The organism is Nesterenkonia ebinurensis (genome assembly GCF_008711175.1).
Taxonomy (GTDB): Bacteria; Actinomycetota; Actinomycetes; order Actinomycetales; family Micrococcaceae; genus Nesterenkonia; species Nesterenkonia ebinurensis.
In genome coordinates this window covers 85,083-107,999 of the sequence record NZ_VWNF01000049.1, presented here as the reverse complement: position 1 = coordinate 107,999, position 22,917 = coordinate 85,083, and the positions used below count along the sequence as shown (strand labels likewise).

22 protein-coding genes and 1 tRNA gene are annotated in these 22,917 nt (G+C 64.0%); 8 read left to right on the top strand and 15 right to left on the bottom strand.

The features are described from left to right. Positions 1-8: 8 nt before the first annotated feature. From F0311_RS16880 to F0311_RS16870, 3 genes are all read right to left on the bottom strand, one after another. A complete protein-coding gene (locus F0311_RS16880; protein ID WP_223881454.1) occupies positions 9-1,379 on the bottom strand; it encodes a class II 3-deoxy-7-phosphoheptulonate synthase in 1,371 nt (456 codons plus the stop codon). Between the two features lie 123 nt (positions 1,380-1,502). Continuing rightward, positions 1,503-3,332, bottom strand: coding sequence for an AMP-dependent synthetase/ligase (locus F0311_RS16875; protein WP_150463116.1), 1,830 nt, complete (start codon positions 3,330-3,332; stop codon positions 1,503-1,505). 232 nt (positions 3,333-3,564) lie between these two features. Next, positions 3,565-3,945, bottom strand: a complete 381-nt coding sequence (locus F0311_RS16870; RefSeq protein ID WP_150463115.1) for a hypothetical protein — start codon at positions 3,943-3,945, stop codon at positions 3,565-3,567. Positions 3,946-4,043: 98 nt separating this feature from the next. Between F0311_RS16870 and F0311_RS16865 the strand changes: the two genes are divergently transcribed. Further along, a complete protein-coding gene (locus F0311_RS16865) occupies positions 4,044-4,742 on the top strand; it encodes a lysophospholipid acyltransferase family protein (RefSeq protein WP_150463176.1) in 699 nt (232 codons plus the stop codon). A 446-nt stretch (positions 4,743-5,188) separates the two neighbouring features. Here the strand turns inward: F0311_RS16865 and F0311_RS16860 are convergent, their stop codons facing one another. Together F0311_RS16860 and F0311_RS16850 are read right to left on the bottom strand one after the other, a co-directional pair. Then, on the bottom strand, positions 5,189-6,499 hold the full coding sequence (locus F0311_RS16860; RefSeq protein WP_150463114.1) for a Fic family protein: 1,311 nt from the start codon (positions 6,497-6,499) through the stop codon (positions 5,189-5,191). Positions 6,500-7,043: 544 nt separating this feature from the next. Further along, a complete protein-coding gene (locus F0311_RS16850; protein ID WP_150463113.1) occupies positions 7,044-7,769 on the bottom strand; it encodes a GNAT family N-acetyltransferase in 726 nt (241 codons plus the stop codon). Between the two features lie 93 nt (positions 7,770-7,862). On the opposite strand from F0311_RS16850, the gene F0311_RS16845 reads away from it, so the two are divergent. Further along, positions 7,863-8,210, top strand: coding sequence for a hypothetical protein (locus F0311_RS16845; protein WP_150463112.1), 348 nt, complete (start codon positions 7,863-7,865; stop codon positions 8,208-8,210). 32 nt (positions 8,211-8,242) lie between these two features. Then, positions 8,243-8,428 carry a hypothetical protein gene (locus F0311_RS16840; protein ID WP_150463111.1) on the top strand — a complete coding sequence of 62 codons (186 nt, stop codon included), beginning with the start codon at positions 8,243-8,245 and terminating at the stop codon, positions 8,426-8,428. 135 nt (positions 8,429-8,563) lie between these two features. On the opposite strand, the gene F0311_RS16835 is transcribed toward F0311_RS16840, so the two are convergent. Then, positions 8,564-9,316 (bottom strand): TetR/AcrR family transcriptional regulator, encoded by a 753-nt coding sequence (locus F0311_RS16835; protein ID WP_223881443.1) that lies wholly within the window; start codon positions 9,314-9,316, stop codon positions 8,564-8,566. A gap of 26 nt (positions 9,317-9,342) precedes the next feature. Here F0311_RS16835 and F0311_RS16830 point away from each other — a divergent pair, with 26 nt between their 5' ends. Beyond that, on the top strand, positions 9,343-9,870 hold the full coding sequence (locus F0311_RS16830) for a DnaJ family domain-containing protein (RefSeq protein WP_150463109.1): 528 nt from the start codon (positions 9,343-9,345) through the stop codon (positions 9,868-9,870). Between the two features lie 83 nt (positions 9,871-9,953). Here F0311_RS16830 and F0311_RS16825 read toward each other — a convergent pair whose 3' ends face one another. From F0311_RS16825 to F0311_RS16815, 3 genes are all read right to left on the bottom strand, one after another. Then, positions 9,954-10,454 carry a hypothetical protein gene (locus F0311_RS16825; protein WP_150463108.1) on the bottom strand — a complete coding sequence of 167 codons (501 nt, stop codon included), beginning with the start codon at positions 10,452-10,454 and terminating at the stop codon, positions 9,954-9,956. Next, the gene (locus F0311_RS16820; protein WP_150463107.1) at positions 10,438-10,743 is read right to left on the bottom strand and encodes a hypothetical protein; all 306 of its coding nucleotides are present in this window, start codon (positions 10,741-10,743) and stop codon (positions 10,438-10,440) included. Before F0311_RS16820 ends, F0311_RS16825 begins: the two co-directional genes overlap by 17 nt. A gap of 182 nt (positions 10,744-10,925) precedes the next feature. After that, a tRNA-Leu gene (locus tag F0311_RS16815) sits at positions 10,926-11,009 on the bottom strand. Between the two features lie 167 nt (positions 11,010-11,176). Between F0311_RS16815 and F0311_RS16810 the strand changes: the two genes are divergently transcribed. Next, entirely contained in the window at positions 11,177-11,539 is a 363-nt protein-coding gene (locus F0311_RS16810) for a hypothetical protein (RefSeq protein ID WP_150463106.1), read from the top strand. Between the two features lie 33 nt (positions 11,540-11,572). Next, on the top strand, positions 11,573-15,643 hold the full coding sequence (gene hrpA / locus F0311_RS16805) for an ATP-dependent RNA helicase HrpA (protein ID WP_150463105.1): 4,071 nt from the start codon (positions 11,573-11,575) through the stop codon (positions 15,641-15,643). Position 15,644: 1 nt separating this feature from the next. Here hrpA and F0311_RS16800 read toward each other — a convergent pair whose 3' ends face one another. Continuing rightward, complete coding sequence (locus F0311_RS16800) at positions 15,645-16,079, bottom strand: HIT family protein (protein WP_150463104.1); 435 nt, start codon at positions 16,077-16,079, stop codon at positions 15,645-15,647. 141 nt (positions 16,080-16,220) lie between these two features. Here F0311_RS16800 and F0311_RS16795 point away from each other — a divergent pair, with 141 nt between their 5' ends. After that, positions 16,221-16,634, top strand: coding sequence for a Fur family transcriptional regulator (locus tag F0311_RS16795; RefSeq protein WP_150463103.1), 414 nt, complete (start codon positions 16,221-16,223; stop codon positions 16,632-16,634). 7 nt (positions 16,635-16,641) lie between these two features. Further along, positions 16,642-17,379 carry an alpha/beta hydrolase gene (locus F0311_RS16790; protein WP_150463102.1) on the top strand — a complete coding sequence of 246 codons (738 nt, stop codon included), beginning with the start codon at positions 16,642-16,644 and terminating at the stop codon, positions 17,377-17,379. A 47-nt stretch (positions 17,380-17,426) separates the two neighbouring features. Here F0311_RS16790 and F0311_RS16785 read toward each other — a convergent pair whose 3' ends face one another. The 5 genes from F0311_RS16785 to F0311_RS16765 all read right to left on the bottom strand — a co-directional run bounded on the left by F0311_RS16785 (position 17,427) and on the right by F0311_RS16765 (position 22,674). After that, complete coding sequence (locus F0311_RS16785) at positions 17,427-18,296, bottom strand: metal ABC transporter permease (RefSeq protein WP_191090002.1); 870 nt, start codon at positions 18,294-18,296, stop codon at positions 17,427-17,429. Next, entirely contained in the window at positions 18,289-19,074 is a 786-nt protein-coding gene (locus F0311_RS16780) for a metal ABC transporter ATP-binding protein (RefSeq protein ID WP_150463101.1), read from the bottom strand. Before F0311_RS16780 ends, F0311_RS16785 begins: the two co-directional genes overlap by 8 nt. Beyond that, positions 19,071-20,000, bottom strand: coding sequence for a metal ABC transporter solute-binding protein, Zn/Mn family (locus F0311_RS16775; RefSeq protein ID WP_150463100.1), 930 nt, complete (start codon positions 19,998-20,000; stop codon positions 19,071-19,073). The genes F0311_RS16780 and F0311_RS16775 overlap by 4 nt, the downstream gene beginning before the upstream one ends. 221 nt (positions 20,001-20,221) lie before the next feature. Beyond that, entirely contained in the window at positions 20,222-21,289 is a 1,068-nt protein-coding gene (locus tag F0311_RS16770) for a hemolysin family protein (protein WP_150463099.1), read from the bottom strand. After that, the gene (locus tag F0311_RS16765) at positions 21,286-22,674 is read right to left on the bottom strand and encodes a hemolysin family protein (protein WP_150463098.1); all 1,389 of its coding nucleotides are present in this window, start codon (positions 22,672-22,674) and stop codon (positions 21,286-21,288) included. The genes F0311_RS16770 and F0311_RS16765 overlap by 4 nt, the downstream gene beginning before the upstream one ends. Positions 22,675-22,917 lie beyond the last annotated feature (243 nt).

The following is a 22,917-nucleotide window of genomic DNA, read 5'->3' as shown; positions in this document are numbered from 1 at the left end:
CACCTGGGCTATTTGACCTGGGTGAGGGCCTCAGCCACCAGGAAGGCCATCTCCAGGGACTGCTTATGGTTCAGTCGCGGGTCCACCAGGGACTCGTAACGGGAGTTGAAGGCTGACTCGTCGATCACATCGGAGCCGCCGAGGCATTCGGCCACATCATCGCCGGTCATCTCCACGTGCAGCCCGCCGGGGTAGGTGCCGGCGGCCTGGTGGACCTGGAAGAATCCGCGGACCTCGTCCATCACGTCATCGAATCTGCGGGTCTTGTACCCGTTCTTGGCGGTGATGGTGTTGCCGTGCATCGGGTCAGTCACCCAGACCACCTTGGCTTGCGCATCGCGCACTGCTTCCACCAGGGGCGGCAGTTTCTGGCGGATATTCGCCGCTCCCATCCGGGTGATGAAGGTCAGTCGACCGGGCTCACGGGTGGGGTCGAGCTTCTCGATCAGCGCCAGCACGGTCTCCGGGGTGGTGGAGGGCCCCAGCTTCACGCCGATCGGGTTGCGCACCCGGGAAAGGTAGTCCACATGGGCACCGTCCAGGTCGCGGGTCCGCTCACCGATCCACACGAAGTGACCGGATGTCACGTAGGGCTTGCCGGTGCGGGAGTCAATGCGGGTCAGGGCGCGTTCATAGTCCAGCAGCAGGGCCTCATGGGCGGAGTAGAACTCGGTGCGCTTGAGCCCCTCGAACTCCACCCCGCAGGCGCTCATGAACCGCACCGCGCGGTCGATCTCTCCGGCGATGCGCTCATACTTGGCGTGGGCGGGGTTCTCCATGAACCCTTTGTTCCACTGCTGGACGGCACGCAGATCGGCGAAGCCGCCCTCGGTGAAGGCGCGGATCAGGTTCAGTGTGGAGGCCGCTTTGTGGTAGGCCTCCACCATGCGTTTGGGGTCGGGCAGCCGCGATTCCGCGGTGAAGTCGAAGCCGTTGACAATCTCGCCGCGGAAGCTGGGCAGGGTCACCTCGCCGCGGGTCTCTGAGTCTGAGCTGCGCGGTTTGGCGTACTGGCCGGCCATTCGGCCCATTTTCACCACTGGCAGAGCGGCACCGTAGGTGAGTACGACTGCCATCTGCAGCAGGGTTTTGACCTTGGCGCTGATCTTGTCTGCGGTGATATCGCTGAAGGTCTCAGCGCAGTCCCCGCCCTGGAGCAGGAAGGCTTCGCCCTGGGCCACCTTGGCAAGCCGCCGCTTGAGCTTGTCCACCTCACCGGCGAAGACCAGCGGCGGGTTGGCGGAGAGCTTGGCGTAGGCGGAGTCGAAGTCAGGATGATCCTGCCAATGCGGCTGCTGCTTCAGCGGAAGGTCGCGCCAGCGGTCAAGACCCGGATACTCGGCAGCACCGGTGTGAACGATCTCACCGGGGGCTGTCAGCGGGGTCTCGACGCGGGGCTCTTCTGCAACAGTCACCCCCATAGGGTAATGGTGGAGGTTGCAGCCCGCCTAATGTGCCAGGACAGCGGTCCACATGGTGGAAACCGCCGTCCGGAGCACCTGTCAGGCCTGGGTTGCGCGGGCCTCTGCGGCTTCCGCGTAGAGCGAGTCCACAGCCTCTGCGTAGTCCTTCATGATGTCGGCGCGGCGAATCTTCATGGAGGGGGTCAGATGCCCGGATTCGATGGTGAAGTCACTCTCCAGCAGTTTGAACTCCCGGATTGATTCTGCCTTGGAGACCGACTCATTGGCCTTGTCCACCACAGACTGGACGTGGTCGATGATCTTCTGGTCCTCGATCAGCTCGCTGACCGGGGTATCGGGCTTGATGCCGTGGGACTCCAACCATGCTGGGAGGGTCTCGGCGTCCAAGGTGATCAGTGCTGCCACGAAGGGCCGGCCGTCGCCGACCACCACGGCCTGGGAGACGATGGCATCGGCCCGGATCTGGTCCTCCAGCTGGGCTGGTGCTACGTTCTTGCCTGCGGCAGTGACCAGGATCTCCTTCTTTCGGCCGGTGATGGTCAGGAAGCCCTCGGAGTCCAGGGAGCCGATATCGCCGGTGCGGAACCAGCCGTCCTCCATGAAGGACTCCTCATCGGCATCCGGACGGTTGCGGTAGCCGCGGAATACGCAGATGCCCTTGCCCAGGATCTCGCCGGACTCGTCGATCCGCACGGCGTGGCCGGGCAGCGGCTGGCCCACTGAGCCGATCTTGGTGGCGCTGGGGGTGTTGACCGTCAGCGGAGCGGTGGTCTCGGTGAGGCCGTAGCCCTCCATCACGTGCAGGCCGATGCCTTTGAAGAAGAAGCCCAGCCGCGCCCCGAGAGGTGAGCCCCCGGAGACTGCGTACTGCACCTGGCCGCCCATCCGGGCGCGCAGCTTGGAGTAGACGAGCTTGTCGAAGAGTCCGTGCTTGAGCTTGAGCCCCAGACCGGGCTTGCCGTCCTGGGTTGCTTTGGCGTAGTCAATGGCAGTCTGGGCGGCTTTCTGGAAGATGCTGCCCTTGCCGTCTGCATCGGCCTTCATCATCGCCGCGTTGTAGATCTTCTCGAACACGCGGGGCACGGCCAGCAGGAAGGTGGGCTGGAAGGTGCCGAGGTCGTCCACCAGCTCTTTGATGTCAGAGGTATGGCCGACCCGGGCGCCGGCTGCTACGCAGATCACTGAGATGAACCGCGCGAAGACATGGGCCAGCGGGATGAACAGCACGGTGGAGGCGTTGATGTTGATGGCCTCCTTGAGGGAGGCCAGGGCGTTGAGGCTGAGCTCCGCGAAGTTGCCGTGGGTCAGCTCGCAGCCCTTGGGCTTACCGGTGGTGCCCGAGGTGTAGATGATGGTGGCCAGGTCCTCGAGGTTTGCTGCCGAACGGCGGGACTCCAGCTCCTCCTCGGGGATGTCCTTGCCGGCGCTGCGCAGCTCGTCGAGGTCCTCGCCCTCAATGGTGAGCAGTTCTTTGACCGATTCCAGCTTCTCCTGGATGATGGCTCGGTCCACTGCTTTGGCGTGCGAGTCGGTCTCAGTGAAGACCAGTTTGACATCGGAGTCCTGCACGATCCAGGCGATCTGGGAGGGTGAGGAGGTCTCGTAGATCGGCACGGTGACCGCTCCGGCGTACCAGATGGCGAAGTCCAGCAGTGTCCACTCATACCGGGTGGCGGCCATGATGGCCACTTTCTCCCCGGGCTCGATCCCCTTGGCGATCAGGCCCTTGGCCAGGGTGACGACGTCGTCGCGGAACTCAGCTGCCGTCACATCAGTCCACTCACCCGGGGTCAGTTGACGGCCGAAGAGAGCGTTACCGGGATTCTCAGCAACCTGTCGCTCCAGCAGATCGGTGATGTTGAGGTCCTGCTCAACCTCTACTGCGGCGGGTATGGCATATTCTTTCACGCGCTTCTCCTCCCAGGGGATGTGCCGGGCTCATAGACTTACTGGCCAGTATATGTGTTGGAGGACACACTAGCAGCACCTATGAGCTACCAGCGAAGCGCTGCAGCGACTACAACCTCTGCAGTTCAGCTCAGCCGATGAGCCGCAAGCGCAGCGATTCGCCGACTTCGTCGTGATGGCCAGCGTAAGCTCGCCGAGAGGGCCGGGGTATGGACTGCGGCCCGGTACCAGCTCAGAGCCGTGCGCCGTCGTCGCTTCCTGAGCGTTTGGAGGGCATCTGCATAAACAGCACCACCAGCCCGAAGATCGCCATCCCGAGCAGTGCGGCCACAGTCCAGCCGGACTGGAAGGTAGCGGGCAGGAAACCGCCCAGGAACGGGTAGAGGATCAGCGCGAGGATGCCGAGGATCATCAGCACCGCCCCGATGACTACTCCGGGCTTGGCCCCGGCCACCGGGCTCTTAGGGTTCGGCGGGCGGAAGTCATCCTCCGGCTCCGCGGGAGTGTAGTCACGTGGGCCGCGGGCGCCGAGGTTCTTGGGGACCGGGCGCCCGGGCTGGGGCCGGGAGGTCCGGCGCCGGTAGTAGGAGTCACCATCAGGTCGCTTGTGCATGGCACCAGAGTATCGGTTCAAGCGCTTAGAGTAGTAGCGGTTCACCGACCGAGACCTCAATGCCGGCCGAGAGGAAGAGACTGCACGTGGGCTCTCTGCTGTTCTACAACAATGCCAAGCGCTTCCTGGTGGGACCGGCGGTCAACACCATCTTCCGGCCCTGGGTCAAGGGATTGGACAATGTGCCGGCTGAGGGTGCGGCGATCCTGGCCTGCAACCACCTGTCCTTCTCCGATTCGGTGTTCATCCCGGTGGCTATCCCGCGTCCGGTCCGATTCCTGGCCAAGAACGACTATTGGAAGCGCAAGGGCGTCTCCGGGCTGTGGAGCCGCTGGTTCTTCGACATCACCGGGCAGATCCCGATGGACCGTTCTGGCGGGGCGGCCAGCCAGAACTCCTTGGACAACGGGGCTGCCGCCCTGGGCAACGGTGATCTGCTGGGCATCTACCCCGAAGGCACCCGCTCCCCCGATGGCAGGCTCTATCGCGGCAAGCTGGGGGTGGCGCAGCTGGCCCTGCGCGCCCAGGTCCCGGTGATCCCGATGGCGCTGATCGGCACGGATAAGGTCCAGCCTATTGACCGGAACATCCCGCGCATCCACCGGGTGGGGCTGATCATCGGCGAACCGCTGCACTTTGAGGGCTACTACGGCAATGTGGGCGATAGGTTTGCCCAGCGCGCGGTCACCGACCAGATCATGAGCCAGATCATGCGGCTCTCCGGGCAGGAGTATGTAGATGTCTACGCCTCGGTGGCCAAGCAGAAGCTGGAAGCCCAGAAGCGCGAGCAGAAGTAGCACGACGCCGCCCCCATCAGGCGGGCCGGGTATGACACGCCCGGCCCAGCACCACGTTTATGACCTATCACCCCCTATAACCCAAGCAGTACCCCAGGGCTGGTGCAGCAGCAAGGCGCACCCACAGCGACAACAGGACCGGCCAAACCCGCACCACCAAGAAAAACACGCCTATGTCGCCCGTCCAGTTCCGGCGCTGTGAGGAATGAGCCGAGGGCGACCAGGGCGTTCGGTGTCTCGGTGAGACGTCGTTGCGCTCGGGCGATCGTCTGCGGATCAGGATCGACGCCGATCACTCCCGTGGCTTTCGTTGCAAGCTTCTCTACCCGGGGCCCTCCCCGCAGCCGATGTCGAGCACATCCCCACCTCGCAGTGGCACAGCCGCGAGCATTTCCGCGTGGTACGCGGTGTTATGGTTCCAGTAGTCGACCATCGGCCTCGTCGACTTACAGGCCAGGAGAGTTACCTCGTGTGGTGGACGACGAGCGTCGCACGCCCAACTGACTCACCTCGGGTAGCGCAGGTCCGAGCCGCGGTTTACGACCCCGGGTGTCCTCGCCGCCGACGCGGTTGCTGCGCTCGGTGAGCGCGACGAGCGCGAGGTGACGGTCGGCGGTCCAACACACCAGCCGACCTCGCTGATCCTTCGTGCGACCGAGGATGCCCGCCTCAGCCAGTTCAGTCAGCGCCCGATGCACCGCCGCAGGCGAGACGGATAGGCGCGTGCTGACGGACTCGGCGGTGAGCACCGGGTCCGAGGCGAGCGTGTCGAGGATTCGCAGCACAACGGCATCCCGTCGGGGCACTGCCGGGTTCAGGCCACGGTCACGGCGGAAAGCGATAAACCGGTCGTACACCTCGCGGTCGAGCACAGCGATGTCCTCCGCCAGCCTCACCGCGTTCCCCGCGGCCTTCTCCGCCGCCTGCGCGAAGCCAATCACCCACTCATCAAGCGCAGGCGGATCGGCACGATAGCCGGTGAGTCCGGCGATATAGGCATCGGTGTCTCCGGCGAAGACGGCGCTGATCGGGATGAGTGCGTTCCGTAGTGCGTCGGCGCGGCGCAGGATCGTGTGGATGAGCGCGCGCCCGGTGCGGCCGTTGCCGTCGATGAACGGGTGGATGGTCTCGAATTGTGCGTGCGCGATCGCGGTCCGCACGACCGGATTCCCGCCCGTCTCGGTGACGAAACGGGCGAGGTCGGCCACGAGGCGGGGCACCTCGGTTTCCGGCGGCGGCACGAACGCCGCCCGCAGCGGCGACCAACCGGGCCCGCCGACCCAGTTCTGCTCCTGCCGCAGCCCGCGTTCCAAACGCGGCTCGATCACGTGCTGGAGATCCACGATGTCGTCGGCCGTGATGTCACGCCTGTGGTCGGCCAACTCGGCGATGGCCGCCTCCGTGGCCCGCACATTCGCCACGACGTCCAAAGCCTGGCGCGGCCCCTGATGCAGCAGCTCCGCGATCGCCAGGCGCTTCGGAGTGACCCGGTTGCCCTCAATCCACGACGACGAGATGGACTCCGACCGAATCAGCAGATGGTTCAGATACCGACCACGTACCCCGATCCGCTCATCCGCGCGGGCAAGCACCGCCAACGCATCCTCCGCCGCGCCCTGCGCCTCGGCACCGAGCGACGGGAGCCTGCCGCCCAGCTCGTCGGGCACGTAGGCCAGATAACGACCAGGAGCACGATCCTTGCGGCTCAGGCCGCTCGCCTCCTCGGGATGCCACAGACGCTCGACAGACTCACCCATCACAACCTCCCTTCCGCAGTCGATATTTCTACTTTAGATGATCTAAGTGAGAAATGATACAAAAGGGTTCACGGTTAGGGAGACAAGTCGACGTCACCCCACGCGAGGTGTACCAGGAGCGCTATGACAGGCAGACCGCCTCGGGCACTCCACCATCACCACCACGATGAACACCTACAGCCATGTCACCCCGACGATGCAGAAGGCCACAGCCGACCGCTTCGCGGCCCATCTCGGGAACGCTTAGCACATATCTCGGCACATGGCACGAAAATGGCCCCAACCCGGAGTACAAAACCCCAGGTCAGAGGCCACTTAACACTCGTGCGCGAGGGGGACTTGAACTGCCCATCGCGCTCGTACATGGAGATACACAACTAGTACCTCGCTCCGCATGAAATCAACGATCTAGAGGTCCAGGCCAACGAGTAACAACGTCGAGATTCGTCTAGATACATGGTCGGTGCCCCATCGTTTGCCCCATGGAGGTGAGTGCCGGGACCTCTGGCGTGTCGGGCGACCTCGATTCCGTCGATACTCGGTGTCATGACGAGTGAAGGTGCCGGTTAGTCAGAAGCATGAAGTCCCTGAGAAGCTCGTTGCCGGTAACCTCTATGTCCCAGTCGGGGCGGTTGAACTCGTCAGCAGACAGCAGGAAGTACAGCCCCTCCTCGGCCTCATCACCATAAGCACCGACCCGCCGTGCCCGTCCGACGGTTTGGTAACCCAAAGACGCTGAGACCCCTTGTGACGGCTTGTTCCACGAGTTGGCGCCGGACTGTGCATATTCTGCATTGAAGTGGTCAAAGGCCCAGAGCAGCATGGCGGCCCGCATCTCTTTACCAAGACCCTGCCCCTGGTGATCGCGACGCATCCAGGAGCCCGAATTCACAGTGCGCATCACCCGATAATTTCTGGCGTTGACGTCCTGGACCCCGATCAGAAGCCCCTCCGAGCGGTCGTCGTTCTTCAAGAATACTCCGAGCATGAGGTACCAGTGGTCTGGGCCGATCTTGGCGCGCTGACTCCAGATGTAGGGCAGCGAGTTCCTTGCCATCGCCTCCGGTGGGTTGTCATCCCACGGTGTGAGGAATGGGCATTTCTCCGTGTTCCGGATACCAGATGATGCTGCCGCCAGGAAGCCCGCGAAATCAGTCTCCCGAACTTGCCGCAGGACTAGTCGCGGCGATTCGATCCGCAGCCCGAATGGCGGCCACACTTCTTCCAACGACAGTGAGGGATCGTTCTTGGGAACCTGAAACTCTGCCATCACACAAGTCTATCGATCCTTTGGGGCTGGACAGCGGAGACCGCTGCCCGGGGAGTGAGCACGAAAGCGTTCACGACCCGAGAGGAACCCGCTATGCCATCGCTACAGCAGAAGCTGGCTGACCAAATCCGCGCCAACGAAGAGTCCTTCCAGGCGATCTTCACCGCGCTGGATGCAGGAGAGAGCCACGAGGGCCGGGACCCTATGGACTCGCTGCACGAGGAACCGCTTGAAGTGGTCCTCCAGCGCCAGGTCTCCATCGTGCTGACCACCGGAGGCCCGCACGTGGAGATCGTGGCCACCCTCGATACCGAGAGGAGCATCACCAGAGCTTCTTGGCACTCCTACTGGGGAGGGGAGAAAATCGAGAAGGTCATTGGTTCCGATAAGGCTGTCTACCGAGCCATCGAGTATTTCGTCGAAGGTGTCTTGGTGGCATGACGACCTAACAGCAGCAACTCCCCAGGGGCGGTGTGCGCCGCTTTGAGAACGACGAATATCTCGCATACATCGACTATGACCCCCGGACCCACCGCGACGTCTTCGTCGTGGTCGTGAGGGGGAAGTTGCCCGATGGTGCCCGCTTCCACATGCTGGAGGACTTCCGGGAGACCTACCGCGAGGCCCGCGCCCTGGTGAAGAAGACCACCGGACTATGACCACACCACCCAAGATGCCCGCCTGGTGCTCCGGCACCGGGCGGGTTTTCTTTTTGGTCGGAGGCGAAGGGCTCCCATAGAGCAACTTGGCAACATGGAACTTGAACTCGACCGGACTCAAAACCCAGGCCTCACTTACTCCACTGCTGATCCCGCTCCTTCTCCTCCGGTACCAGCAGTGCCAGTTTCCGCTCGACCTCCTGCGTGGGGCTCAGCTTCGGCACAACATCTAAGCGGCATTGAGGTTTGTGGTGCCGCAAAAAGCCGATCTAGATAATCGTCGATGGACTTCAGCACTGCATCGGTGTCTATAACTCCGAGTTCGAGCAATGGAGTGAAGCCGGTCAGCGCGAGGAGGAGATTTGTCTCCACCACGGGGTCACGGCCCCGAGCAATGTGCCCATCAGTGATCGCTTGCCGGATCAGGCTCTCAACCATCGAGCGTCCATCGCGTAGCCCCGCCCGGGCCTGTTCTCGCAGTGACTCATCATGAAGTGCCTCGAGCACGTATGCGGCACTCATGCGACTTCTGGCGCGACTGTCGGAATACAGCGGCAGCATCTCGGTGAGCACGATTCTCAGCACCTCTCGAGGATGGTCTGGCGTCTCGAGCTCATCCAAGCGATGTTGGATGCGGTGGGACGTCTCAGCGGAGGCGTGTTCCATCGCGAAGGTCAGCATCTCTGTTCGAGACGAGAAGTAGTGCTGCACTTGCCCAAGAGACGCTCCCGCCTCCCGGGCGACCTCGCGCATGGACGCCTGCGCCCACCCATGTTGATCAACGACCTGCCAGAGGGCGCGTGCGATCAGGTCCTGCCGTTGGCGATGGTCTACCTGCTTGGGCATCCTTGACCTCCTCTGTTTTTCAATACGCATGACATAATACATGTGACTTGAAAAAGGAGGGAGTCACCATGAACTACTGGCCGCCGCCCGCCAGGTTCTGTGAACCGGCCGCTTTCGCCGTCGACATCGAGGTCACCATTGCGCTGATGGCCGACTATCAGATCCGCAAAGCTACTGAACGCGGTGAGTTCGATGACCTTCCAGGCAGCGGAGAACCGCTTGACCTTTCGGATAGCTACGATCCCGATTGGTGGTTCAAGAGTCTGCTCAAGCGTGAGAAGCTGGCGCTTCTGCCTCTCTCTGTGGAGTTGCGTAAGAGGGACGCTGAGCTCGATGCCAAGCTCGACCAGCTGCCGAACGAAGAGGCAGTGCGCCAGGAGATAGAGACATTCAATCAAAGTGTGATCCGTGCTCGCTATGAGCCGCCAGAGGGCCCTCCGCTGCTGACCATGCCCCGTGACGTCGAAACCACTGTGGAGGCCTGGGCGGGTCGAAAGGCAGAACGCATCGAGAAGGCACAGGCCCGCGAAGAAGAACAGCATGCACAGAGGAACTCACGAACGCCATGGTTCCGCCGGTGGTTTTGGCGAGACTAGGCCGATCTGAACGTGTGCATGCTCCCGCATAGGGCAGCCAGCGTCGCCCAGAGGTTAGTTTGGTCTTGAACTCCACCACACCTTCAGCAGACCCATCCTCTTCTCTGCTGCGGCCTTGGCCTCCTAGGACTTCTGCTTGGCCTTAGAAACACCCCGGTCGAGCGCCTGTGAGCTTTCTGCTCGAAGTCCTCGAACTGGGCCTGGAGCTTCGGGCGGCCCTTCAGGAACGCCTTCCAGATAGGGGGCTTATCCAGCAGGGACTTCCGGGCAGCCTCCAGCAAGCTGACCGACTTCTGGTGTGTCGTAGCAACCGCACGCGCGATCTCAAGATGCTGCTGGGCCTGCGCCCAGGCCTGCTCGGCCTCCTGCCTCTCGGCGGCGGCCTTGTCCCGCTCCTCCTGGGTAGCCCGTCGGTCTTTGACCAGCAGCGCATGGATACGCCGGTTCTCCTTTTCGGCTTCGGCAGCACCTGTGCTCTTGCCCGGGGTGAATCCCTCGGACTCGGAGTAGCCTTTCTTCCAGCCATCCTGGTAGCCGCGCTTGTTGCCTTCGCTGAACCCGGTCCGCTCAGCAGCCGCTTCCAAATGGGAGAGCTTGGCCTCCCGTGCCTGGTAGTCCCGTTCCTTGACCTCCAGTGCGGGTAGCGCGGTCCTCCAGAGCTTCCTGGCCCTCCTGAATCTCGACGTATTCCTCCTTGGTGTGCTTCCGGCTGCTACGCACCGGATCAGCGTCCAACTCCACGTCGAACCCGGCACCGTGCATACGCTCCCGGAACCCGGCCTGGTAGGTGCGCATCTTCTGCTGGGCCGGGATCGTCTTGCCGTTGGATTCGGTGACCTCGCGGTGCTGACCCCACATCTGTGAGGCCGTCACCCGCAGGTGGCCTTCGTGCTTCGGATCGGGAGCGTGGGTGTCCGCGACCAACTGGATATGCGGCGTAGTCTCGTCGAGATTTCTGCCTATAACCCCTAATAACCCCCATATCTCGGCACATGGCACGAAAATGGCCCCAACCCGGAGTACAAAACCCCAGGTCAGAGGCCACTTAACACTCGTGCGCGAGGGGGGACTTGAACCCCCACGACCTTTCGATCACTGGCACCTGAAGCCAGCGCGTCTACCAATTCCGCCACTCGCGCATCGGTCCTGTTATCCCGGTTCTCACCGAGTCCCTGGGACCTCAACTTGCTGAAAACAGCGAGAGTTATCGTACCCCCAAAGTGCACCGAGAACCTAATCCATCATCACGGCTTCCCAAGCCGGCCCGCCCTGCTGCGCATAACGCGCCTGTAGACTCACCACAGACATGAGATCTAAGAATTTTCTCTTGCTCGCCGCTGTCCTCTGTGCAGGCCTTCTCACCGGCTGCGTTCCAGACCCGGCCTCGGATCTGCGGTCACAGACCTGGCGCGTGGTCTCCACCAACGGTGAATCCGGCCAGATGACCTTCAATGTCAGCACCGCTGCCTACACCTCCCCCACCTTCAGCCGAGGGTTCAGCTATTCGGTGGAAGAAGGCGTGCTCACACTGGATGTGGAGGACGCTGAGGACGAGGGTCCTTTCTTGTTCGATATCGAACGGGAAAGCGGTGAGTACATCTTGGTTCCCGACACTGAGGAAGTCCGTGAAGAGTTCGGGGAGCTGACGCTGGCCCCCACCGAGGACTGACTCCGGACTGCGGGCCGATAGACTCAGCGGGTCATGCCTACGGAGACTTCCACCACCTCGGCCTACTCCCCTGCCGACCTGAACTACCCCGAGCATCTGCCGGTCACCGGTGAACGGGATACCATCCTGGCGGCGCTGCGTGAGCACCAGGTGGTGGTGATCGCCGGTGAGACCGGCTCGGGAAAGACCACCCAGCTGCCCAAGATGCTGCTGGAACTGGGACTGCATGAGCAGGGCCTGATCGGGCACACCCAGCCGCGCCGGCTGGCGGCTCGCACCGTGGCCGAGCGCCTGGCCGAGGAGCTGGGCACCGAGATCGGCAGCACCGTGGGCTACCAGGTCCGCTTCACCGCCGAAGTCGGCCAGGACACCTCGGTCAAGCTGATGACCGACGGCATCCTGCTGGCCGAGATCCAGCGCGACCCGCAACTGCGCAGGTATTCAGCCATCATCATTGATGAGGCCCATGAGCGCAGCCTCAACATCGATGTGATCCTCGGGTATCTGAAGCGAATCCTGCCACAGCGGAAGGACCTGAAGGTGCTGGTCACCTCCGCCACCATCGATCCCGAGCGGTTCAGCGAGCATTTCTCTGATGCCCCGATCATCGAGGTCTCCGGGCGCACCTACCCAGTAGAGATCCGCTACCGGCCCGTAGTCGATCTAGACAACGACGCAGTGGACTCACCTCAGCCCGCACAGGACCGTGACGAGCTCGATGCAGTCAGTGACGCCGTGGTCGAACTCGCCGATGAGCCCGATGGAGACATCCTGATCTTCTTCCCCGGCGAACGCGAGATCCGAGATGCCGCCGACGCCCTGGCCGACACCATCAAGCGCCACCGCAAGCTGGCCGGTTCCGAGATCCTCCCGCTCTTCGGGCGGCTCTCCCTCCAGGAGCAGAAGCGGGTCTTCACCACTGGTGGGCGGCGTCGTATTGTCCTGGCCACCAACGTGGCTGAGACCTCCCTGACCGTGCCCGGCATCAAATACGTCATCGACACCGGCAGCGCCCGGATCTCCCGGTACTCCACCCGCACCAAGGTCCAGCGGCTGCCTATTGAACCGATCAGCCAGGCCAGCGCCGATCAGCGGGCCGGGCGTTGCGGACGCACCTCAGACGGCATCTGTATCCGGCTCTACTCGGAGGAGGACTTCGAAGCCCGGCCGGAGTTCACCGATCCCGAGATCCTGCGCACCTCGCTGGCGTCCGTGCTGCTGCAGATGTCCGCAATGGGAATCACCAGGACCCCGCAGGAGCTGCTGGACTTCCCGTTCGTGCAGAAGCCGGATGCCAAAGCGGTCAATGACGCCGTCCGGCTGCTCACCGAACTCGGGGCCCTGGAACCCTCAGGCCGGGTCACCGGCACCGGTAAGCGGATCGCCCAGCTGCCGGTAGACCCCCGACTGGCCCGGATGATGGTCGAGGCCGCTCGGCGCGACTGCCTGACCGAGGTCACCGTGCTGGTGGCCGGGCTCTCCATTCAGGACGTCCGCGAGCGCCCCGCCGAACACCGCGATGAGGCAGATGCGCTGCATAAGCGGTTCGCCGATGACAAGTCTGACTTCTCCGCACTGCTGAACCTGTGGCGCTACCTCGGGGAGCAGCAGGCAGGGCAGTCATCATCGCAGTTCCGCAAGCTGTGTCGCCGCGAGCATCTGAACTGGCTGCGCATCCGCGAATGGCAGGATCTGGTCAACCAGCTCGGCGAGCTTGCGCAGCAGGCCAAGCTCTCCGCCCGCCGGATCCGCGTCCGGGACAGTGTCGAACACGTGATCAAGCATGATGCGGTCCACAAGTCACTGCTGGCCGGGCTGCTCAGCCATCTTGGTCTCTACACCCCGCGCACCCGTGAGTACCAGGGAGCGCGCGGCACCCGGTTCGCCATCTTCCCCGGGTCCGGACTGTTCAAGAAGAATCCCGAGATGGTGATGGCCGCTGAGCTGGTGGAGACTTCCCGGCTCTGGGCGCGCACGGTCGCCGCAGTGGACCCGGCCTGGGCCGAGGATGTGGGCAGCCACCTGGTCAAGCGCAGCCATTCCGACCCCGTCTGGTCCGCCAAGCGCGGCGCGGTGGTCGCCACCGAACGGATCACCCTCTTCGGCGTACCGATTGTGGCCGACCGCAGTGTGCTCTACGGAAATCTGGACCCTGAGTTTGCCCGCTCCGAGTTCATCCGGCATGCACTGATCGAGGGCGATTGGAGCACCCGGCACCACTTTGATAAGCGCAACCGGGACCGGTTGAAGGAGATCGCTGAGCTGGAGGAGCGCACCCGGCGCAAGAACCTGCGTGCTGCTGACCATCACCTGGTGGAGTTCTTTGCCCAGCGCCTGCCTGAGCAGATCACCTCACAGCGTGCCTTCGACGCCTGGTGGAAGAAGCAGCGCCACCAGACCCCTGAGCTGCTGGATCTGCCGGAGTCCACGCTGATGGCGCCTGAGGCCGAGCAGCTGGATCTGGAGGCCTTCCCTGAACACTTAGACCATGACGGCCTGCCCCTGGAGCTCACCTACGCCTATGAGGCTGGGGTCACCGTCCGGATCCCGGTGCTCTTCCTCAACCAGTTGGAGCCGCACCGGTTCGGGTGGTTCATCCCGGGCCGGCGCACCGAGATGATCACCGCACTGATCCGGTCAATGCCCAAGCAGCTGCGGAAGAACTTTGTGCCGGCCCCTGATGTCGCGGCTCGAGCCCGTGAGCAGATGGAGCAAGATGACCACGCGACCCGCTCTCCTTTCCGGCCCGCTCTGGCTGCTGCGCTGCGCCAGCTCAAAGGCGTAGTGGTGGATCCGGCGGACCTGGATCTGGGTGCTCTGCCGGACCATCTGCGGTTCACCTTTGCGGTGGTCAGCGAGCGGGGACGGGTGTTGGACTCCGGCTTCGACCTAGAGGAGCTGCAAGTCCGGTTCAGCCGGGAGAACCGGGAGGCGATCCAGCGCTCGGTCAGCGGCCCGGGCAGTGAATCTCCAGCCCCGCCGGGCACCGAATCTCCAGCCTCGCCAAGCGCCGATTCTCCAACCCCGCCGGGCGCCGATTCTCGTTCAGTGCATGATCTGAGCAGTAATTCCGGGCCAAATCAGGCTAAAGCGCTGCACAAATCACGCACTCAGCGTGGAAGCGGGGGTACCGAGGCGAGCGGCGAGCTCACCGGCCCGGGAATCGACACCTCAGCGCGGAATCAGACCAGTTGGACCTTCGGGGACATCCCGCAGCAGGTCACCAGTCAGGTCGCAGGCCGTGCGATCACCGGTTACCCGGCCCTGGCTCCGGATGCCTCCCCTGATGTGCGGGACCGGCGCCAACGCAGCAGCAATGGTGCAGACCACGTCGGAGACTCCGGCGTGCGGCTGACCATCACCGGCTCTGCCGCAGAGCAGGCACGCACCCACCACCGCGGCGTCGTGGCGCTGCTCACCTCTGTGCTGCCCAGTCCCCAGCGCTATGTGGTGGACCACCTGAGCAATCGGGAGCGGTTGGCCTTCGGGCAGTTCGCCAAGGATGCCGCCACCAGCACAGACCAGATCGTCGCGGAGGCAACCACCGCCGTGCTGGACCATCTGGTGCCCGCTGAGCTGCCGTTCACCGCCGCCGCGTTCGAGACCATCTCCCGGCAGGCCCGAGCTGAGCTGATCGACACCGTGCTGAAGCTCACCGACGTCCTGGCTCAGGTGCTGACCCTCAACACAGAGGTGCGCGCCCGGCTGGCCAGCGTGAAGTCCAAGGCCTTGGCTGCCGCGGTTTCAGATATGCAGGCACAGATTGATCAGCTGGTCTACCCGGGATTCATCGCCGTCACCGGTTTCGCTCAGGCCCAGCATCTTCCTCGGTATCTCAAAGCGATGCTTGTGCGGCTGGACCGGCTGGAGGCCGGGCAGGGGCTGGCCAAGGACACCACTGATATGCAGCAGATCCAGCAGCTGGAGGATGAGTTCGACGCCGCGGTGGAGGCCGTTCCGGTTCAGCTTCCGGTACCTGCCAGCTTGGCTGCGGTGAAGTGGATGATCGAGGAGCTGCGGGTCAACCTCTTCGCCCAACAACTGGGGACCGCTCAGACCGTCAGCGCCAAGCGCATCCGCTCACGCGTCAAACAGTCACGCTAGCTCAGTCGTCTTCGGCGGGCACGTGGTCGGTCTCGCCCATCAGGCGCAGGGCGACCCGGATCTTCTCAGCGGCTTCGTCCATCTTCCCCGGGTCCGGCTCAGCCATGGCCTTGCCGAAGTCGTGGTCCGCCAAGGAGTTGGAAGGCCAGACATGCAGATGCAGGTGCGGGACCTCGTAGCCGGCGATCGCCAGGCCGGCCCGCGCTGAGCCGAAGGCTTCCACCTGGGCCTTGCCGATGCGGTGGGCCACCGTGCTCAGATGGGCCACCAGCTCCGGCTCAGCATCAGTCCACTTGTCCGCCTCGGCACGCGGCACCACCAGGGTGTGCCCGTAGGCCAGGGGCGCGATCGAGAGGAACCCGACGCACACCTCGTCCTGCCATACGAACCGCCCGGGGAACTCCCCGCTGATCACCTTAGAGAAAACACTGGCCATATCAATACACTAAGCCAAAACCCGAGCCAAGCGAAGCGATGGTGAGCCCTTCAGGTGCGAAGGCGGGTGCCGCTGCAGCCCGCCGAGAGGCGGCGGGAATGCGCCCACCGCCGCGACCAGCGCTGTTAGAGTGTCAGCATCATGAATACCACTGCCACTCCCTCGGTGAAAGGCCGGTCCACCCGCCAGAAGCGCGCGGTCTGGGCCGCGCTGAGCGAGCTGGACGACTTCGTCTCCGCCCAGGATCTGCACCGAATCCTCACTGACCGCGGGGAGAAGGTCTCCCTGGCCACTGTCTACCGGGTGCTGCAGTCCCACCAGGAGGAGGGGCTGCTGGATGTGCTGCGACCTGATGACGGTGAGGCGATCTTCCGGCTCTGCGCCGCCGATGAGCACCACCACCATCTGGTCTGCCGCAGCTGTGGGCTCGCCGTGGAGTTCGAGGCCCCTGACCTGGAGTCCTGGGCCGAGCGGATGGCCGCAGAGAACGGGTTCACCGAGGTGCGGCACACCCTGGAGATCTTCGGCCTCTGCAAAAACTGCAGCACTGAGTAACCGCCGGATGAGCACCACGACGCCCCCAGCCGGCGCCCTGATCATCCACGGGTTCACCTCCACCACAGCTTCGATGCAGCCGGTGGCCGACGCCGTGGCCGCAGCCGGCTACGACACAGAGCTCCCGCTGCTGCCCGGCCATGGCACCCGGTGGGAGGACCTGGCTGAGACCCGGGCCGGGCAGATCCTCGAGGCTGTCTGCCAGGCCTACGAGCGGCTTGCTGAACGCTGCGACACTATCGTCACCGTGGGCCTGTCCATGGGTGGCGGGCTGGCGCTCTGGGCTGCTGCGCAGAAAGGTGCGGCGGGCGTGGTCGTCATCAATCCGGGGCTCAGACTGGGACCGGGGCAGGGGCTGCTGGCCGGTGTGCTGCACCGGTTCAAGCCGACAATCCCCGCCATTGCCGGGGAGATCGCCACTCCGGGGGTGATCGAGGAGGCCTATTCGGTGACCCCGGTCAAAGCTGTGGTGCAGCTGAACCGGCTGTTCCGGCAATGCCGCACTGCACTGCCCCAGCTCGCGCAGTCGAAGACCCCGGTGCTGCTGATCCGCTCGCCCATCGACAAGGTAGTGGGCTCGTCTTCGGCCGCCCTGCTCAAGCGCGCCGTGCCGCAGACCCGTGAGGTGATCCTGCGGCGCTCCCGCCATGTGGCGACCCTCGATTACGACGCCGAGCTGCTCAACCGCCGCACCACGCAGTTCATAGCCGAAGTTACCCGGGGTTTGTTTCACAAACCGACCTGAATAGGAAGATTCTGAAACAACGGGCGGGTAAATTGCTGCCGGCCGTGTCAGGATCCCGCCTGCACAGCGCTGCGCTGCCGCACCCGGCGCTGCCGCCAGCCGACGATGAGACAGACCAGGTAGAACAAGAAGCTGATGGTGGTGATGTAGGGGCTGATCGGAACGGTCCCCATGATCGCGATCATGATCCCGCCCACTGCTGAGACGGTGGCGAAGGTGCAGGACAGCGCCACCACTGCCGCCGGATGCCGGGCGACTTTCAGCGCAGCAGCGGATGGCACCACCAGCAGGGCCAGCACCAGCAGGGCGCCGACCACCTGGACGCTCATCGCCACTGCGCCGCCCAGCAGCACCATGAACACGATGGTCAGCAGGTTGGTGTTCACCCCTCGGGCAGCTGCCAGCTGGGGATCCACCGAGGCGAACATCAGCGGCCGCCAGATCAGAATCAGCACCGCGGCGATGACCACCGCCCCGGTGACCAGGGTGCGGGTCTGGACGTCGTCGACCCCCACGATCTGACCGGTCAGCAGGCCGAACCGGTTAGCCGTGCGCCCCTGGTAGAGGTGCAGGAAGAATATCCCTAGGCCCAGTCCAAAAGGCATCAGCACCGCGGTGACCCCGGAGGTGTCCTTATCGCGCAGCGCGAGCACACCGATCAGCAGGGCGGCGACCACCGCACCCACAGCGGAGCCGAACACCACATCCAGCCCAGCCAGCAGGAACAGTGCGGCACCGGCAAAGGAAATCTCGGCGATGCCGTGGACCACCAGTCCGGAGCGGCGCAGCATGATGAAGATGCCGATGATCCCGCCCATCAGGCCCAGCACCCCTGCGGTGATCACGGAGTTGCGGACCAGCCAGAACAGCTCCCAGTAGTTCTCAGTGCTGAAGCTGGAGGTGACCTGCTCAATCATTGTGATGCTCCCCCTCAGCATGCTCACCCATGACCACCAGACGGCCCTTGTGCTCGATGACCTCCACCGGGGACTGGTAGAGCTCGGTGAGCACCTCGGAGCGCATCACCTCCTCCACCGGGCCGATCCGGTAGCCGCCGCGGGCGAAGTACAGCACCCGATCCACGTGTTCGATCACCGGGTTGATCTCATGGGTCACGAACACCACCGCCGAGCCGCGCTCCACCGCCTGGGAGCGGATCAGCTCGGTGATGGCGCGCTGGTGGTTGAGGTCCAGGGAGTGCAGGGGCTCGTCGCAGAGCAGCAGGGCGGGGTTGGACGCCAGCGCCTGAGCAGCCCGCAGCCGCTGCTGCTCACCCCCGGAGAGCAGCCCTACTGGCCGGTCGGCGTAGTCGGCGGCGCCCACTTGGCCCAGCAGTTGCTCAATCCGTGCCCTGGCCTTCCGAGAGGTCCAGGGGATGCCGTACTTATGCCCCTCAAGCCCCAGGGCCACCAGGTCCTGAGCACGCAGCGGGGTCTCCACTTCCAGGTTGTGGTGCTGGGGGATGTAGCCCACCTGGGCCGAGCCTCGCCGCACCGGCCGGCCGAGCACCTCTGCCCTGCCGGTAGTGAGCCGCTGCAGGCCCAGCAGCACTTTGAGGAAGGTGGACTTCCCAGCCCCGTTGGGTCCCAGCACGGCCAGGAACTCCCCTGCTTCCAGGGCAAGGTTGACCTCTGACCAGAGCGCGCGGGAGCCGAAGCGCACACTCGCCTGGTTCAGGCTCAGCGCAGCGGTCACGGGATCTCCTGCAGGGCGGATTCGATGATGTCGATATTGGCCTCCATCCAGTCCAGGTACCCGTCAGCTTCGTCGGGGATGGTCTCGGTGAACTCCACCACTACCGCCCCAGCATCGGCCGCGGCATCCCGGATACGGGCTGACTGCTGGGTTTCGGTCTGCGGGTTGTAGGAGAGCAGGTCGATCTCCTCCGCCAGGTCCAGGGCTTGGGCGTACAGCCGCGGGGAGACGTCGTCGCCGTGCTCCACGGCGTTGAGGAACTCCAACGGGGTGAGGTTCTGCAGCCCGGCGTCGTCCAGCAGGGATCCGCTGACCGCCTCAGTGGCGAAGTAGCTGTGCCCTTCGGCGTCCAGGGCGGTGTTGCGCTCGGCGAGCGCCTCGATCTCAGCAGCCATGGCTGAGGCGTTCTCCGCATAGTAGTCGGAGTTCTCCGGGGCGATCTCACCCAGGTGTTCGGCAAAGTCCAGCACGAACTCGCTCATCCGCTCCAGGTCGTACCAGATGTGCTCGTTCTCCCAGCTGCCCTCGGACTCGTGGGAGTGCCAGTTCTCGCCTTCGATGAGCTGGTAGACATCGTCGTCCTTATCCGCAGCGGAGGCCAGCAGGGTGATGAAGGAGTCGTAGCCGCCGCCGTTGGCGATGATGATATCGGCGTTCTCTACGGTGAGCCGGTCCTGCGGGGTGGCCTCATAGGAGTGCGGGTCGATGGCGGTGGAGTCCACCAGGGGCTGGACCTCCACAGTGTCCCCGGCGATGCCGGTCACCAGGTCGGTGTAGACGTCAATAGAGGCCACCACGGTCAGCCCGGTGTCCTCCACCTCAGCGATCTCATCACCCAGCGGCTCGGTACCCGCATCCGGGTTCCCGCAGGAGGAGAGGACGACACCGCCCGCGCAGGCGGCAGCTGCCCAGAACAGTCTTCGCATGCCGACTACAGTACATTTGTTGAAAACAGTTCTCAAAATCAATCCTGAGCGGCTGCGCGAAGTCCACCGCAGGAGATGGGGCAGATCCCTGACATTGGAACCAGTGCACACATCGTTCGCCTGTTCGGGGCATGTCAGGGAGGAAGCGGTACATGCACTAAGATGCCGTCACTGAGGTTCCGCGGCCGGCCTGCAGCGGAGCCAAATGCCCGCACAGGTGCTCAGTCTACGTGGTGCTGGCGGCGGCTATCTCTGGCCTGCGTGATGTCGTGGATCTCGCCGACCAGCACCTCCAAGACATCTTCGAGGAAGAGGATGCCTACGGTGGTGCCGGTCTCGTCGATGACCCGGGCCAGGTGGGATCCTGAGGACTGCATGGCGGCCAAGCAGTTGTCGAGGTCATCACCGGTGCGCATATTACCCAGGGACCTGACTATGGTGACCGGCACCGGGGATTCTGCGGCGGTCTCCGGCAGGGCCATGACGTCTTTGAGATGCAGGTAGCCGGTATAGCCGCCGGACTCTGACTCCACAACGAACCGGGAGAACCCGGTTCGACCCACCGCCTTCTCCACCTGCTTGGGGGTCACGGTGCGGGGCACGGTGACCAGCTCTTCAACCGGGACCATGATCTCCACCGCGGTGCGCTCGGTGAAGTCCAGGGCACCTGCGATGATCCCGGCGTCGTCGTTGACCGTGCCGCCGCGCTTGGACTCGTTGACGATGGACTCCAGCTCCTCGAGGGTGAAGGTGGAGATCACCTCATCGCGAGGAGTGACCCGGAAGACGCGCAGCACCAGGTTGGCGAACAGGTTCAGCATCCAGATGACCGGCATGAACACCCGGTAGAGCAGCACCAGTGGGGGGCTGAGCAGCAGTACGGCCTTATCCGCCACCGAGACGGCAAAGTTCTTGGGCACCATCTCGCCGAAGGTCACGTGCAGGAAGCTGACCAGCAGCAGGGCGATGACCAGGGAGACCACGTAGCTTGCGGCATCGGGCACCCCGAGAGCCTCGAAGGGCACGGCAAGCATATGGTGGATGGCCGGCTCGGCCATCAGCAGCAGCAGCAGGGAGCAGACGGTGATGCCCAGCTGGGCGATGGCCAGCATCTGGCTGACATGCTCCATGGCGTAGAGCGCAGTCTTGGCCCGTTTGGACCCGGCTTCTGCCTTGGGTTCGATCTGGCTGCGTCTGGCAGAAAGCACCGCGAACTCACCAGCGACGAAGAAGGCGTTTCCGGCAAGCAGCACCACCAGCCAGACCAGTCCGAAGAGGTCGGAGGTCATCGTCCACCCGTCCTTTCACGCTCGGCGCGCTCCTCAGCCAGACGCTGCACACGTTCGGCATGAGCTTCCAAGGCGGCCCGGCGGGCCTCGGGGTCGGGGATGAACTTGACCCGGTCAATGCGGCGGCCCTCGATCCCGGCCACCACCAGGCGCCCGGAGTCGAAGCTGACCTCATCGCCCAAGGCGGCTACCCGGCCCAGCTCAAAGAGAATGAACCCGGCCACGGTCTCGTAGGCGGGATCATCGGGGATCTCCAGCTCAAGGATCTGGGCGTTGATCTCATCGGGGCGCAGCAGTCCGGGGAAGTACCAGGCCCCGGAGGCTGACTGCAGCACCCCGGGGGTCAGGGCGTCGTGCTCATCGGCGACCTCGCCCACGATCTCCTCCACCAGGTCTTCAAGAGTGACCACTCCGGAGGTGCCGCCGTACTCGTCCTCCACCACCGCGATCTGCAGAGGCGCCTGGCGCAGCCCGGGAAGCAGGGCGTCTAAGTGGATGGTCTCCGGCACCCGAGTGATCTCACTCATCAGGGTGGCCGCCACCAGGGGTTCGCGCTTCTCTCGTGGGACAGCCACGGCCTTCTTGACATGCACCACGCCGCGGACCTCATCGATTCCAGACTCGCCCAGCACCGGGAACCGGGAATAGCCGGTGCGCCGGGCGGTGTCGATCAGCTCATCCAGGGATGCTTCGGCATCCACCGTGAGCATCCGGGGCCGGGGTGTCATCACATCGGCGGCGGTCTGCTCAGAGAAGCGCAGGGTGCGGTCCAAGAAGGTGGCAGCCTGCTCGTCCAGGGTGCCCAAACTCGCGGAACGGCGCACCATTGCGGAGAGTTCCTCCGGAGTGCGGGCCCCGGAGAGCTCCTCCTTGACCTCCAGGCCGAACCGGTTGAGGACCTTATTGGAGAAACCGTTGAGCACAATGATCAGCGGTTTGAACACTGCGGTGAAGACCAGCTGAGGCCGGGCCAGGGCGCGGCCGATCCGGAAGGACTCCGCCACTGCCAGGTTCTTTGGCACCAACTCGCCGATGAGCATGGTGACCAGGGTGGCCACCAGCATGGCGATGAACAGTGAGACTCCCCCGGCTGCGGCGTCGGGGACGCCGGCGGCCTCGATCACCGGTTCCAGCAGAGTGCCCAGTGCGGGTTCGGTGACGTATCCGATGAGCAGGGTGTTCAGGGTGATGCCCAGCTGGCAGCTGCTCAGCTGAGTGGAGAGCGATTTGAGGCATTTCATCAGCGGCACTGCACGCTTATCGCCATGATCGATGGCGTGCTGCACCGTGGGCTGGTCAAGGGCGACCAGGGCGAACTCCACTGCCACGAAGAACCCGTTGCCGAGGATCAACAGAATGCCGACCAGAAGAAGAATCCACTCCACTTAGCGGAGCCACCACCCTGCTAGTCCCGCTGGTAACGCGCGTCTCGCAGCCACTCTCGTCCGGGGTGCGCCGGAGATCACACCTAAAGTCGCTGCATCGTGTGGCTCGCAGCTCAAAGGGGCTCGGGTAGGTGCCGCATGGGCAAAAGTGTCTGAAACAAGTATCCGGCGAAAGCCGGGACTTCGATACTCCATAAGGATTCAGATGTTACCTGATCTTCAGCTCCAGCCGGAAGGGACCGG